The organism is Flavobacteriaceae bacterium GSB9 (genome assembly GCA_022749295.1).
Taxonomy (GTDB): domain Bacteria; phylum Bacteroidota; class Bacteroidia; order Flavobacteriales; family Flavobacteriaceae; genus Flavisericum.
Window position 1 is genome coordinate 2,854,999 of the sequence record CP062007.1, and the last position, 12,987, is coordinate 2,867,985.

At 33.8% G+C, this 12,987-nt stretch carries 13 protein-coding genes; 8 read left to right on the forward strand and 5 right to left on the reverse strand.

Going from position 1 to position 12,987, the window contains the following annotated elements; translation table 11 throughout:
- Positions 1-85: 85 nt before the first annotated feature.
- Entirely contained in the window at positions 86-235 is a 150-nt protein-coding gene (locus GSB9_02515; GenBank protein UKM65943.1) for a PspC domain-containing protein, read from the reverse strand.
- Positions 236-359: 124 nt separating this feature from the next.
- Between GSB9_02515 and GSB9_02516 the strand changes: the two genes are divergently transcribed.
- Positions 360-1,907: a hypothetical protein gene (locus GSB9_02516; GenBank protein UKM65944.1), complete on the forward strand. Its 1,548-nt coding sequence runs from the start codon at positions 360-362 to the stop codon at positions 1,905-1,907.
- A gap of 167 nt (positions 1,908-2,074) precedes the next feature.
- On the opposite strand, the gene GSB9_02517 is transcribed toward GSB9_02516, so the two are convergent.
- Complete coding sequence (locus GSB9_02517) at positions 2,075-2,887, reverse strand: Cof-type HAD-IIB family hydrolase (GenBank protein ID UKM65945.1); 813 nt, start codon at positions 2,885-2,887, stop codon at positions 2,075-2,077.
- A 202-nt stretch (positions 2,888-3,089) separates the two neighbouring features.
- Between GSB9_02517 and GSB9_02518 the strand changes: the two genes are divergently transcribed.
- The 4 genes from GSB9_02518 to GSB9_02521 all read left to right on the forward strand — a co-directional run bounded on the left by GSB9_02518 (position 3,090) and on the right by GSB9_02521 (position 7,237).
- Complete coding sequence (locus GSB9_02518; GenBank protein ID UKM65946.1) at positions 3,090-4,091, forward strand: LacI family transcriptional regulator; 1,002 nt, start codon at positions 3,090-3,092, stop codon at positions 4,089-4,091.
- Positions 4,092-4,453: 362 nt separating this feature from the next.
- Positions 4,454-4,600: a hypothetical protein gene (locus GSB9_02519; GenBank protein UKM65947.1), complete on the forward strand. Its 147-nt coding sequence runs from the start codon at positions 4,454-4,456 to the stop codon at positions 4,598-4,600.
- A gap of 233 nt (positions 4,601-4,833) precedes the next feature.
- The gene (locus tag GSB9_02520) at positions 4,834-6,552 is read left to right on the forward strand and encodes a tetratricopeptide repeat protein (protein ID UKM65948.2); all 1,719 of its coding nucleotides are present in this window, start codon (positions 4,834-4,836) and stop codon (positions 6,550-6,552) included.
- A gap of 10 nt (positions 6,553-6,562) precedes the next feature.
- Positions 6,563-7,237: a response regulator gene (locus GSB9_02521; protein UKM65949.1), complete on the forward strand. Its 675-nt coding sequence runs from the start codon at positions 6,563-6,565 to the stop codon at positions 7,235-7,237.
- Between the two features lie 255 nt (positions 7,238-7,492).
- Here GSB9_02521 and GSB9_02522 read toward each other — a convergent pair whose 3' ends face one another.
- Complete coding sequence (locus GSB9_02522; GenBank protein UKM65950.1) at positions 7,493-7,990, reverse strand: DUF456 domain-containing protein; 498 nt, start codon at positions 7,988-7,990, stop codon at positions 7,493-7,495.
- A 140-nt stretch (positions 7,991-8,130) separates the two neighbouring features.
- Between GSB9_02522 and GSB9_02523 the strand changes: the two genes are divergently transcribed.
- From GSB9_02523 to GSB9_02525, 3 genes are all read left to right on the forward strand, one after another.
- On the forward strand, positions 8,131-8,493 hold the full coding sequence (locus GSB9_02523; GenBank protein ID UKM65951.1) for a BlaI/MecI/CopY family transcriptional regulator: 363 nt from the start codon (positions 8,131-8,133) through the stop codon (positions 8,491-8,493).
- Entirely contained in the window at positions 8,493-10,118 is a 1,626-nt protein-coding gene (locus GSB9_02524; GenBank protein ID UKM65952.1) for a M56 family metallopeptidase, read from the forward strand. Before GSB9_02523 ends, GSB9_02524 begins: the two co-directional genes overlap by 1 nt.
- A gap of 320 nt (positions 10,119-10,438) precedes the next feature.
- A complete protein-coding gene (locus tag GSB9_02525) occupies positions 10,439-10,882 on the forward strand; it encodes a hypothetical protein (GenBank protein ID UKM65953.2) in 444 nt (147 codons plus the stop codon).
- A gap of 1 nt (position 10,883) precedes the next feature.
- Here the strand turns inward: GSB9_02525 and GSB9_02526 are convergent, their stop codons facing one another.
- Positions 10,884-12,008, reverse strand: coding sequence for a glycosyltransferase (locus GSB9_02526; protein ID UKM65954.1), 1,125 nt, complete (start codon positions 12,006-12,008; stop codon positions 10,884-10,886).
- Positions 12,005-12,979 (reverse strand): lysylphosphatidylglycerol synthase domain-containing protein, encoded by a 975-nt coding sequence (locus GSB9_02527; protein ID UKM65955.1) that lies wholly within the window; start codon positions 12,977-12,979, stop codon positions 12,005-12,007. The genes GSB9_02526 and GSB9_02527 overlap by 4 nt, the downstream gene beginning before the upstream one ends.
- Positions 12,980-12,987: the final 8 nt, after the last annotated feature.

Consider the following 12,987-nt stretch of genomic DNA (forward strand, 5'->3'; position numbering starts at 1 on the left):
AGTTCCTGTGCGTAAATATTCCCTAAAAGAGATTGAAAGAGTTGTTGTGTCTGATTTAAGAATGGAACAGGTGTTTCTTCAAATGCTATTTAGAAAACAATTTAACTATCCAAAGAATTAGGTAAAGCCCAATGCCAAATCCAAAAAATAAAACTGCTACTACAAAAGCAATACGGATGTGTGATGTTTTCCACCCTAGTTTGCTGCTTAACCATTCTGAAACTCCTAAAATCATGTTGTAAATTTTATTTCAAATATAAGGAATGAAAATGACTTGATTTTCATTTAATTTTGAGCATTATGCTAATTTTCCTATAATTGATTAAATTAGTAGGCTAATTAAAAGCACAGTCTTCTAAATGAAAAATTTTAAAACCTTTATTGTCTGTTCGGTAGTTCTTATTTCTCTTAATTTTTATGGTCAAACCTTTACTTCAGATTTTGAGGAGTCTATTTTTGAATCCTACCAGTCAGATTCTTTGAATTATAATTTTATAGAAGGCCTTTGTGCAATTGATTCTTCGATGAGTCCTGGGGGTGCAGGTGCTTATAAACAAGAACTGATGTCGGCTATTAAAGGGTTTTCACCAAAAGAAGCGCGTCCCAGAAAGGAAAAAAAGCGTGTAAAGCAAATTTATGATGAGTTACACGATAGGTTTTTCGTTAAGTATGCTCTAGATTCGTATTTTACTGATATTTTTAAAAATGGCACCTACAATTGCGTTACAGCTTCAGCTCTATATTCCTATGCTTTTGATGAGCTCAACATACCGTATCATATAAAAGAAACACCATCGCATGTGTTCTTGATTGCTTATCCTAATTCACTCAAAATATATTTAGAAACCACTGTGCCTGGAGCATATGGTTTTTCGGTGCCGAAAGAGTCCGAAGTGCAAAAAATTGTAGACGAACTAATAGCCTATAAACTTGTCACAAAAGAAGAGGTTCTCGCAAAGGGTTATATGAAATTTTACGAAGAATATTACTATGGCAAAGCGTTTGTCGATAGAAGTGCGTTAATAGGTATGCAATATTACAACAAGGGCATAACAAATTTAAACAATGCAAACTACGATGAGGCACTGAACAATCTACGGAAATCAAAAGTGTTTTATTCTTCTCCACTTATAAAACCGATTCTAAAAAGTATTATGTACACCAAGGTGAACGATCTTGAATTTAATACGCAAGATGATGTCGATTATCTTATTGAATTGTTAGAAATGTCTAACTACCCAAAAGATTATTCCATTGGTAATTTAAAATCTAGCCTTTACAAAATTATTGAGCACGATGACAATGATAGTGAGTTTTTAGAAAGCACCATTGGTAAGCTTAAAACAATAACAGAAGAAAAGGTTAGGGATGAAGCCGTAGAATACATGTATGAGTATTTGGCTAGAAATTCGGCTACCGACGAAAATCTCGACAAAGCTTTGCGATACTGCGATGAGGTTTTGAAGCTTAATTCTGATAGTAAAATTGCCAAAGAAATAATTGAATACGTTTGTTTTAAAAAGGTGTTGCTTTCAATGTACGATTTAAAATCGTTAGAAACGTTTTTGGAAATGACAGAAACTTATGGGTTTTTAAAATCCAATCGGCGATATTTTATCAGCTTGGCCCATTTTTACGGCAATATTTCTTTAATGAATTATATAAACAAAGACCTCGCCATGGCATCAGATTACCTTGCAAAGTTCGAAACTGTAATGGATGGCAATGAGATTTTGTCAGAAGTAAATAAAAAATTAATCTCCGATTTGTATTTAAGGGCTGGAAATTACTATTACTACAAAGGCGATTATAAGGCGTCTTACGATATATACATAAAAGGACTTACTTATATTCCAGACTATCCAGATTTGGTTAAAAAAGCAGCATGGTCTAAAGAAGAGTTGTAAGTTGTTTATTTATAGATATTTGAAGATTTGTGTAACAATTGTTACGTAAGTAAATTTGGGTTTTCGCTAATTATGTAAATCTTACAGGTCCTGATTACGTTACAAAATAGGGATTATTAATAGCTAATTATAGACGAGCATTCTCTTATGTTCGTCTTTTTTAGGTTTTATAGGTCATGTTGGTTGTTTAAAAGTCGGTCTAGAACAGTTTCTACACCTTCTTCGGCATTGCTTTTGGTTGAAAAACGTGCTGTTTTTTTAACATCGTCGTGTGCATTTTCCATAGCGTAGCTAAAATAAGCTAGGTTTAACATTTGAAGGTCGTTATTGTAGTCTCCAAAAACCATGGTCTCTTCAGCTGTAACTCCCAGTTCTTTTTGTAAAATGGTCAAGGCGTATCCCTTGTTAGCTTTTGCATGTGAAATGTCCAGCCAATTCTCACCAGATACTATAACCTGTAGGTCTTTTTTTAAGGCTTTTGCCGTGGGCAGGATGTAACTTTCAGACGATTCATGATGAAAAACAGCTATTTTTAAAAAATGATCACCGTTCACTTTAGTTAAGTCGTCAACAATTTCATATTCTTTATAATATTGACTGAATTTTTCAATAAAAGCGTTATTATTGGTTTCGATATACGCGCATTTTCTGCCGCATAATACAATATAAGCGCCCTCAATTGTTCTAAGGAGTTCAACAGCAGATTTGATGTTGGCTTGCGTTAATTTCAACAAAATCTGTTCTTCGTTATTGTATTTCATAATGCCACCATTTTCAGCTATAATTGAAATATGGTCTTTTATAGGGGCTAGCTTATCTAAAATACTTTGATATTGGCGGCCGCTCGCTGCAGTAAAGTGAATATTTTGCTGCTTTAAGGCATTAAACTGATTGAAAAACCGAGGGCTTACTTCGCTGTTTGGGTTCAACAACGTGCCGTCCATATCTGATACTATAAGTTTTACTTTTGAAAAATCCATACTGTTATTTGAGCTGCAAAAGTAACATTCTTCAATTAATAAGTTGTTAGCTAAACATTAATCTATTTAAAAATTAAGGGCTTTGGATGGTATAAAGTACTTTTTTTAGTTGTGGAGCACATCAAAATGAGGTAATAAAAAATGTGTAAATTGAAAAAACTAATTTTGTACATTGCAATTGCAAAAATCATCAGGTGGCAATATGGTTACGTTAAAACAATTGGCTAAAGAGTTGGGGGTTTCTATTTCGACTGTTTCCAAGGCGCTTAATAATAGTGAGGAAATAGGTGGGGAAACCATTAAACGTGTAAAACAACTTGCAGAGCAGTATAACTACACGCCAAATAAGGTAGCGTTGAGCCTTAAAAGCAATAAGACAAAAACCATAGGTGTTATTATACCTAATATTCTTAATCGGTTTTTAGCTAAAGTCCTTTTTGGTATAGAACGTGAGGCTAACCAGCATGGTTACAATATTATTACTTGCATTTCAAACGAATCGTTGGAAAAGGAAAAGGAGAGTCTTAATCTGTTGGCTAACGGCAGTGTTGATGGTTTTATATTGTCGTTGTCTGAGGAAACCCAAGTTAAAAATGAGGTCGAACACTTTAAAAATACGATTGCTCGGGGTCTTCCCATAGTTATGTTTGACAGGGTAGCTCACGATGTGTTGTGTGATAAGGTAATTGTTGATGATTTTGAAGCAACTTATAATGCTACAAAAACATTATTGGGCGAAGGCCGTAAGCAAATCGCGTTTGTTAGTACGATTAATGAACTTAGTGTGGGTAAATTAAGGGAGCGTGGTTACAACAAGGCAATTTTAGAGAACAGAGGCCTTGGGCCAATAGTGCTAAAACTGAAAAAGAAGGACGACCAACAAAAAAAAATAAAATCATTCTTAAAAAAGCACAAAGGAATTGATGGGATAGTAGCTGCCGATAGTTCTGGAATAATAGCTTTAAATACGGCTGTAAATCTGGGGCTTAAAGTGCCAAAGCATATTTCTGTAATTGCCTTTGCCAGTAATTCTGAATCAAACCACACACTCCCCAAACTAACTACTATACGCCAACACGCTAAGGCCATTGGTGCAAATGCTGCTCAAATGTTAATCCAGCGATTACAAAGTACATCTCCTGATCTTGACGTGAAAACCAAAATAGTTAAGACGAGTTTGGTTAAAAGCAAGTCCACCTTGTAAGAAATCGTTTAAAAAGTCGAAAAAATATGCATTTCGTCGATTATAGAATGTGCATTTCGTCGATTTTTATGCTTTTTATCGAAGAAAATCGTAGTTATTAAAAGTTATTAACATATTTTAGCTGTATAAAGTTGGGCGTCCCTTTTTTCCCTAAGTCCAATTTTAAAAATTAATCCATTCTACAGACTTTTTATATAGGTCTGAAAATCCCTCAAAAATTTATTTATAAAATCGTATGTGCAAAGGTGCGTTCGATTTTAAGTTAATTATCCATTTTCCCTCTAGCAAGATTTTTTAGAGTCTTTGCCAACCATTTTTTGTTTTAAACAAGGTGAAAAAATTAACCTTAAAATCGAATTTATATGAAATCCCTAAAAATTACTTTAATCGCAGCCGCAATTTTTGCGTCATTAGTATCATGTACAAAACAAGACTTAACAGAAGATGATGTGTTGAAATCTCCAGATGTGATTGATATACCAATTACTGGCGGTGGTGTAGACATGTAACAGAAAAGTTCACTGATAAATAATATAACCTCTTTATTTTTTGTAAAGAGGTTTTTTTATTGATACAAATTGAAAAATTATAAATACATTTGAGTAATATCCAATTACTCTATTTCTTGAGAATTTTAATTGTTAATATCCTCTTATTATTTGCTTTCTCTACAGTATCTGCGCAGAGTGAAGACAATTTGGCAATTATTGATTCTATTCATAGGAATATATTAAATTCAAAATTGCGAGACTCAACAGATTTAGCTGGTGCTCATTATGCCTTGGGTGAAGTTTATAGGTACAGTTTTTTAGGGGATAGTGCCTACTACTACTATCATAAAGCCGAGAAATTTTATAAAATTAAAAAAGATAATTTAAAATTAGCCAAAACGCTTTATGGAATTGCGGTTGTTCAGAAAAATGAAAAAGACCTTACGGGCAGTGAGTTAACTTCTGTAAGAGCTATGACTTTGCTTGAACCTCTTAAAGAGACTCAGGATGTGGTTGAGGCTAAATTGCGTATATATAATAATTTGGGTTTAGTTTTTGGTGAATTGGAACAGTATGAAGAATCAGTTTCCTATTACAAAAAATCGATTGAATTAATTGAAAAATTAAATGGAGAAAATAAAATAGTTATGAATTTCTCCAAAAACAATTTAGCCCTTTCTTATAAAAAATCTGGGGATTATAATTTAGCATTAGAATATTACAGTCAAATTTTAGATAATGACAAATTAATTGAAATAAAACCCGATTTTTATGCTTTGGTGTTGGATAACTATGCGCATACTAAATTTTTAAGTAATGACTTTACTGATTTGCCAGACTTGTTTTTTAGGGCTCTTAAAGTTTCAGATAGTATAAACCCAGGAAGTTATAATTCGATTAGTGTTAATCAACATTTGGCAGAGTATTACCATCACAAAAAAGATAATAATACTGCAAGGCATTATGCTTATAAGGCAAAAGATATCGCGGAAAACTTTCATAATGATGAATTATTGAGCTCATTGTTGTTGCTTTCAAAAATTGAAGAGGGAGAAAAATCTGCAGAGCATTTAAAAGCTTATATTAATTTAAACGATAGCTTATTAAAAAATGAAAGAGCTACCAGAAACAAATTTGCCAGAATTCAATATGAAACGGATAAAATAGAACAAGAAAACAAGCAAATAGCCAAAGAGCGTACTTGGTTGTTAATTGTCTCTGTTGTTGTAATATTGGCCTCTTTTCTTTTGTATTTGGTGATTGCACAACGAAATAAAAATAAAGAACTACAGTTTATTCAAAAACAACAAGAAACCAACGAGGAAATCTATAACCTCATGCTGTCTCAGAATGAAAGTATTGAAGAAGCCAGAGCCCTTGAAAAGAAACGTATTTCAGAAGAGTTGCACGACGGTGTGCTAGGTAGGCTGTTTGGTACTAGGCTAAGTTTAGATAGCCTGAACATGAACAATAGCCCCGAAGCCATAAAAACAAGGGGGCATTATATAGAGCAATTAAAAACCATTGAAAGTGACATCAGGAAAGTGTCTCATGAATTGAATGCCGATTTTGTTTCTGGTTCCGGATTTATTGATATCATAAAAACATTGGTTGAAACCCAGACTTTGGCTTACGGTTTAAAGTACAATTTGATGCATGATGACGATATCAATTGGGATGCTGTGTCCAATAAAAAGAAAATTCATATATATAGAATCATACAGGAAACGCTACATAATATCTACAAACATGCCAACGCAACCCATGTTAATATTAGTTTTAAATTAAAAAATAATGTACTTTGCCTAAGTATTTCAGATGATGGTTCAGGGTTTGATGTAAATAAGGCAAAATCAGGTATAGGTTTAAAAAACATCAAATCAAGAATAAAAGATATAAACGGAACAATTAAAATAACCTCAGAAATAGAGGAGGGAACAACAGTAATTATAGAGGCACCAATCCACTAAGGCCAAAATTATGACTGAAAAAATTAAAATATTAATGGTTGATGATCACCCTATAATTATTGAAGGGTATCAAAACACACTTTTATTTACCAAAAAAGACAATCAAGAATTAGAGATTGATATCGCCAATAACTGTGATGAGGCAGTAAAGTTAATGGATCAATCGTTGCAGAACGAACGCCCATATGGCATGCTGTTTTTCGATATTAGCCTGCCACCCTCTTCAGATGGTTCCATGAGCTCGGGAGAAGATTTAGCCGAATATGCACGAAAAGTTTTGCCAGAAGCCAAGATTGTTATTCTAACCATGTTCAACGAGTCTTTTAGAATACATAATATCATAAAGACAATAGATCCAGAAGGCTTTTTGATTAAAAGTGATTTGACATCGAGCGAACTGGCCAGTGCATTTCAGGCTGTGCTTAACAATCCACCATTTTATAGTGGTACGGTCAATAGCCATATTCGAAAAACCATAACAAGCGATATTGTAATTGATGATAAAAATAGAAAAATTCTTTATCTGCTTTCGCAGGGTGTAAAGACAAAAAATCTGGCATCACATCTCGATATTTCTTTAAGTGCCATCGAAAAACGCAAAAAACAACTCCGCGATATTTTTGAGGTTAACGATGGGCAGGACGAAACCTTGTTAAACGAAGCGAGAAAAAAAGGTTTCGTGTAAAATTAGACCTACAACCCAAAAAAAACTAAGATTTCTCGAATTTTTCGTGCTTCCAAAACAGCCGTAAAATCTAGGTTTTATTAAATACCCGTAAAACCGTTACGGGTTTCCCACAGTTCGGAAAGATTTGTATTATTTATATTTGTAGCATCAACACTTCAAAAATTAATTAATCCCTCAATTTTTTATGTTGATAATAGCAATTTACAGGCCCTGTGGAGGTGAGAGACCCACAGGGCTTCTTCTTTTTTAAAATTAAAATAGAGCATTTTTGTAATCCCAAATAATACCAACAAAAAGCCCTAGGTAAACAACAGCCACTACAAATTTTATAAACGTTGAGGTTAAAAACCCAATAAACGACCCAATAGCGGCTTTAGTGGCAGTTCTCGAATCGGCTTTGTTAATCAATTCTCCAATAAGGGCGCCAACAAAGGGACCAATAATGATTCCTCCTGGAATAGGGGCGATTAAGCCAACAATAAGCCCTATGGTGGTTCCAATCATACCGTATCTGGTGCCTCCAAAGCGTTTGGTGCATATCGCAGGAATAAAATAATCTAACAGCCAAATTAGCAGGGCCACTAAAAAAGTAATGATCAAAAAAGGTTTGTCCATGGGTATGGTGTTTGTAAAGTGAATCACCAACAACCCTGCCCAACTAGTTAAGGGACCGGGCAGAACAGGTAAAAAACTTCCCAAAATGCCCAAAATCATTAATAATAAAGCAATAATAATTAAAATAATATCCATGAAAATGTTTAAGTGTTATGCTAAATAAGACTAATAATTATGCCAAACGTTACATTTTTAAACTAAAAAATTAGTTAAAACTAATTATTTAGTTATATTTGTTGAGCTAAATCTTTAGTTTAAATTAAAAACGGTAAAAAATGAAACAACTTACTAAGGCAGAAGAAGACATTATGCAAATACTTTGGCGGTTAAAAAAAGCAAATGTAAAAGCCATTATAAAAGAGTTTGATGACCCAAAACCAGCCTATAACACGGTTTCTACAATTGTACGAATTTTAGAAAACAAAGGTTTTGTAGATTACGAAAAGCAGGGTAAGGGACATATTTATTTTCCGGTGGTGGCCAAGCAAGATTATAGCAACCAGTCTATAAACCAGTTGGTCGATAATTATTTTCAGGGGTCGTTTAAAAGTATGGTGTCCTTTTTTGTAAAGAAAAACGATATGGATATTACAGACCTTGAGTCGGTGTTAAACGAAATCAATAAAAGCGGAAAGTGATGTTACATTATATTTTACAAACCATAGCTTTTCAAGCCTTCTTTTTATTGGTTTACGACCTTTTTTTAAGAAAGGAAACTTTTTTTAATTGTAATCGTGCTTATTTGTTGGCAACACCTCTATTGTCGTTACTTATTCCCCTTGTTGAAATAGAACAGTTTAAGAACATGATTTCGCAGGAATTCATTTTTACATTACCAGAAATTCTTGTTGGTGAAGGTGTAGCACAAGCAGAAGGTCAAGTGATTCAGCTGGAACCCGTAGTCGTTTCATCGCCCCATTTTTGGAGCTGGAATTTCCTTTTCTATTTGGGTATGGCTTTGGCCTTGGTGTTTTTCATTTTTAAGATGGCTAAATTATTAGCTTTACTCTATAAAAATCCAAAAGTAAAAAAGGGGGATTTGTTAATCGTAAGTTTGATAAATAGCAGTGCCGCATTTTCTTTTTTTAGGTGTGTGTTTTTGGGCGATCACATTAAAGCCAACCAGAAAGCCTCCATTTTAAAACACGAAATGGTACATGTAAAACAAAACCACACCTTAGACTTATTGTTTTTTGAATTGCTTAGAGTCCCATTTTGGTTTAATCCGTTGGTCTATATCTATCAAAATAGAATGGTTGAACTCCACGAATTTATTGCCGATGCCCATGCCGTAAAACAGAATAAAACCGAATACTACCAAAACCTATTGTCACAGGTTTTCGACACCAAAAATATATCATTCATCAATCCATTTTATAAACAATCATTAATCAAAAAACGAATCGTTATGTTACAAAAATCAAAATCAAAACAGTTTAATTTATTGAAGTATGTGCTTCTAATTCCTCTCGTATTAGGGATGTTGGTTTATACTTCCTGTCATAATCAAGAAGAAACCAAAGTAAATAGTTCATCTGATGATGCTTTAATAAAAGAGTTAATGTCAGAGTATACCAATATTAAAAATTCTGGTGCAGATAAAGGAGAAGTGTTCAAGGCATTTCATCGTAAAGTGAACATTGAGAAATGTACAAAAGAAGAATTTTATAGAATGCGTATTTTGCTAAATATAGAATTGAAAGATAATCCATATATCGCCCAAAATTCACGTGATTTATTTAACAAAACATACGAAGAATATTTAGAATGGAAAAACACGGATGAAGCTAAAAAAATATATAGAAAAGCATCCAACCCAGATTTTTTCATCTTTAAAAGTCAGCAACAAACCAATTCAAACAAAATGCCGGAGCCAAAACATAAAAATATTGAAGGGAATGTTCCATTTTCTATAATAGAACAACCTCCCGTTTTTCCGGGCTGTGAAGATTTGCAAACCAATGAGGAACGAAAAAAATGTATTTCTGAAAAAATTAATGAATTTGTGGCCAAAAAATTTAATACAGATTTGGGAAAAGATTTAGATTTAACGGGAAGGCAGCGCATTGTGGTTAAGTTTAAAATTGATCAGTCTGGAGTTGTGGTTGAAGATGAAATTGCTGCAAGGGGATCGCATATAGAATTGGAAAACGAAGCCATAAGGGTGATTAAAGAATTGCCTAGAATGGCACCGGGAAAACAGGAAGGTAAGAATGTAAACGTACTGTATTCGCTTCCCATAATTTTTGAAATGCCCGAATAGATTTTAATCGAAAAGAATTATCCGCATGCTTGCATCGGGGTTACCGCTGAAATTGTCATTCCCGTGAAAACGGGAATCTAAATAATAGAATTTCGGTTTTTGACCCTAAGCTCAAAATGGAACCAGCGACATACCCCTGTGGCTTGCCCAAGGGATAGTTGGTTTCAAGAAATTCTTTATTAAAATCAAGTTAATCTTTAGAAGCCGAAGTTTTTTAGCTTCGGTTTTTCTGTTTTCATACAATTAAAATTCAAAAAAATTGTACTTTTCGGTTTCAGTTGTAATTTATGAGGTTTACTTGTGTTTTTATATTTTCCTTGATGCTTTTTTCCTGCGAGTATTTCAATGTAAAAAAAACATCTTCCGAAGCCATTTTAAACGAAGAACTGCAAACCTTCAATTGGAACGATGTGGACGAATACCCGAGCTTTCAAGCTTGCGAATCGTCAATTTCAAAAACCGAACGTAAAGTATGTTTTCAATACACCTTAACCAATCATATTGCTAATTTCTTAAAAAAAGAGGTGGTTGTTGTTGGGCAAGACGTTCAAGATACCGTGATGCTCCAATTTCAAGTGTCTAAGCGTGGCGATTTGGTGTTGATTCAAGTTGAAGCAGACTCGATAACCGAGTATGAAATCCCTGAAATAAAAACCCTTCTTGAAAAAAGTTTAGATTCCTTACCAGAAATATTTCCGGCCCTAAAGCGCGGACAGCAAGTGACTACCGAATTTAAACTGCCAATAATTATTAGTGTAAATTAAGTTATTTTTTAAAAGAACGGCCTTTCCATTTGTAGCTTGAAAATATTGAAATTAAAGCCACATAAACGCTAAAAAAAGGATAGCTAAGAAAGCTAAAAATAAAGCTTTTGAGCGCCTTTTTTTGGTCGAAGAACGATGCAGTTTTATAGATTAAATAGAAATCGATGTTAGCTTTAATAACCAAAATATAAACCCATGTTTTGGGTTTAAATACATCGAAAAACGAAAGGAAAATTCCTAAAATAATCGCTGTGTTCATCAAAAAAACCAAAAGGCCGGTTAACTTTCCAAAGGCATTATGGTAATTACTTGTTTTTGCCGCCCATCGCACACGTTGATTTATTAATGCTTTCCATGACGGTTGCGCTTTTGTTTTAACAATGACATGCTCACATTTTAAATAATGCAGTTTTTTTCGATGTGTTTTGGCTACTTTTTCGAGTATAAAAATGTCGTCGCCACTGGCAATGTTTGTGTTGCCCTCAAAACCGTTTAGTGTTGAGTATGTCGCCTTTGTATAAGCAAAATTGGCACCGTTGCACAAGAAAGGGGTTTTTATGCCAAAACTGCCAATAGTACTACCTTGTAAACTGAGCAAATCCAATACTTGGAAGCGGTTTAAAAACGAGTTGTCTTCAATGTAAGTTACAGGGCCGGCAATGCAAACCGTATCGTTTTTTTGGATAAACTCATCAAAACTATCCAACCAAAACTTGGGTAAAACACAATCGGCATCAGTTGTGATAATCCATTTGTTTTTAGCCGCATTAACAGCCGCGGCAATGGCGTCTTTTTTTGGTGAATTAGTGTGTCTTTGATTTTTGATTATAAAGTGCTGGATTTTAGATTTTGAAAGATGCTTTTTGATGGTTGCAACGGAATGGTCTTCCGAATCATCGTCAACTAAAATAATTTCAAATTTTTCTTTTGGGTAATTTAGGGTTTTAATTGATTTTAACAAGTCCGGTAAATTATCGGCTTCATTTCTAAACGGGATAATAACCGAAAAATACGTTTTAGGAGGGAGGTCCTGCAAACTAAAAATAACGACTTTATCGAACCCATAAATAAAACGGCCAATGAGTATGAGGTACAAAAGGGTTATTATAATAAAGGTTAGCGTCATGATGCAATAGGGTTGGTTTTAGGTTGAAATTTCAATATAAAATAACTGCCCACTATGCTGGGGAATACAAAATTTAAAATCCACATTAAGGTAACAATACTTAATATGGCAAGGCTATCAACCTTGGCAAAAGTAAAAAGATAAATGGCCACACCGCCTTTTACCACAACGTCGAATATAAAAATGGAAGGAATAACCGAAGCTAAAAAATACAGGGTTGAAATGATAACCATAGCCTCAAAATAACGGAGTTGAATATTTAATAATTGTAACAAAAAGAAAAACTGAAACGAAAAAATGGCGTAGCGCAAAAAGGAAAGCAACATCCCTAACGCCAACCTGTTTTTGGGATAGCTTTTAAGAAATGCCCTAATTTTAATAAAAGAAAACCATTTGATGGCGAAGCTGCTCTTAGCAATGGCTAAGCCAATTAAAATGATAACAGCCAAAGCAATAATTAAAAACAGATGGAACTTTTGGTATTCGATATTGGGTTGGTAGATTTTGATAAAAAATAAAAGGCCCAAACAACCAAAGCAAACCGTTACGGCCATTTGTAAAAGGTTGCCTATGACGTTTATCAATACGGCTTTCTTACGATTTTCTTGCACGAAATAAAGGGCTTTGGCTCCATATTCGCCTATGCGGTTGGGCGTAAATAGCGATGCTGTTAACGAGCCCAAAATTTGTTCGGTCGCCGCTTTTAATTTTGTTGTTTTTATGGGGTTTATTAAAATTTTCCACTTTAAAATTTCGAAAAACCAGTTTAAAGTGCTTAAAAAAGCCAAAAAAATGATGGTTTTTAACGAAAAAATGTCTTTTTTTAAAACAAAATCGCTAAAATCGGAAAATTTTAATGCGCTATTATTCGTTAATTTTCTATAAACAAAATAAAATGCAGCGCCTACAATGCTTAATTTAATGAGCACAAAAAAGAATTGTTTAGCTTTGTAAGGTTGTAGCAAAAGCATTATGGATT

Bases quoted from the DNA above. Each gene is read 5' to 3' on its own strand.
- GSB9_02522 (UKM65950.1), bottom strand. From the start codon at position 7,990: ATGGATATTATTTTAATTATTATTGCTTTATTATTAATGATTTTGGGC.
- GSB9_02518 (UKM65946.1), top strand. From the start codon at position 3,090: ATGGTTACGTTAAAACAATTGGCTAAAGAGTTGGGGGTTTCTATTTCG.
- GSB9_02524 (UKM65952.1), top strand. From the start codon at position 8,493: ATGTTACATTATATTTTACAAACCATAGCTTTTCAAGCCTTCTTTTTA.
- GSB9_02521 (UKM65949.1), top strand. From the start codon at position 6,563: ATGACTGAAAAAATTAAAATATTAATGGTTGATGATCACCCTATAATT.
- GSB9_02517 (UKM65945.1), bottom strand. From the start codon at position 2,887: ATGGATTTTTCAAAAGTAAAACTTATAGTATCAGATATGGACGGCACG.
- GSB9_02526 (UKM65954.1), bottom strand. From the start codon at position 12,008: ATGACGCTAACCTTTATTATAATAACCCTTTTGTACCTCATACTCATT.
- GSB9_02525 (UKM65953.2), top strand. From the start codon at position 10,439: ATGCTTTTTTCCTGCGAGTATTTCAATGTAAAAAAAACATCTTCCGAA.
- GSB9_02519 (UKM65947.1), top strand. From the start codon at position 4,454: ATGAAATCCCTAAAAATTACTTTAATCGCAGCCGCAATTTTTGCGTCA.
- GSB9_02523 (UKM65951.1), top strand. From the start codon at position 8,131: ATGAAACAACTTACTAAGGCAGAAGAAGACATTATGCAAATACTTTGG.
- GSB9_02516 (UKM65944.1), top strand. From the start codon at position 360: ATGAAAAATTTTAAAACCTTTATTGTCTGTTCGGTAGTTCTTATTTCT.
- GSB9_02527 (UKM65955.1), bottom strand. From the start codon at position 12,979: ATGCTTTTGCTACAACCTTACAAAGCTAAACAATTCTTTTTTGTGCTC.
- GSB9_02515 (UKM65943.1), bottom strand. From the start codon at position 235: ATGATTTTAGGAGTTTCAGAATGGTTAAGCAGCAAACTAGGGTGGAAA.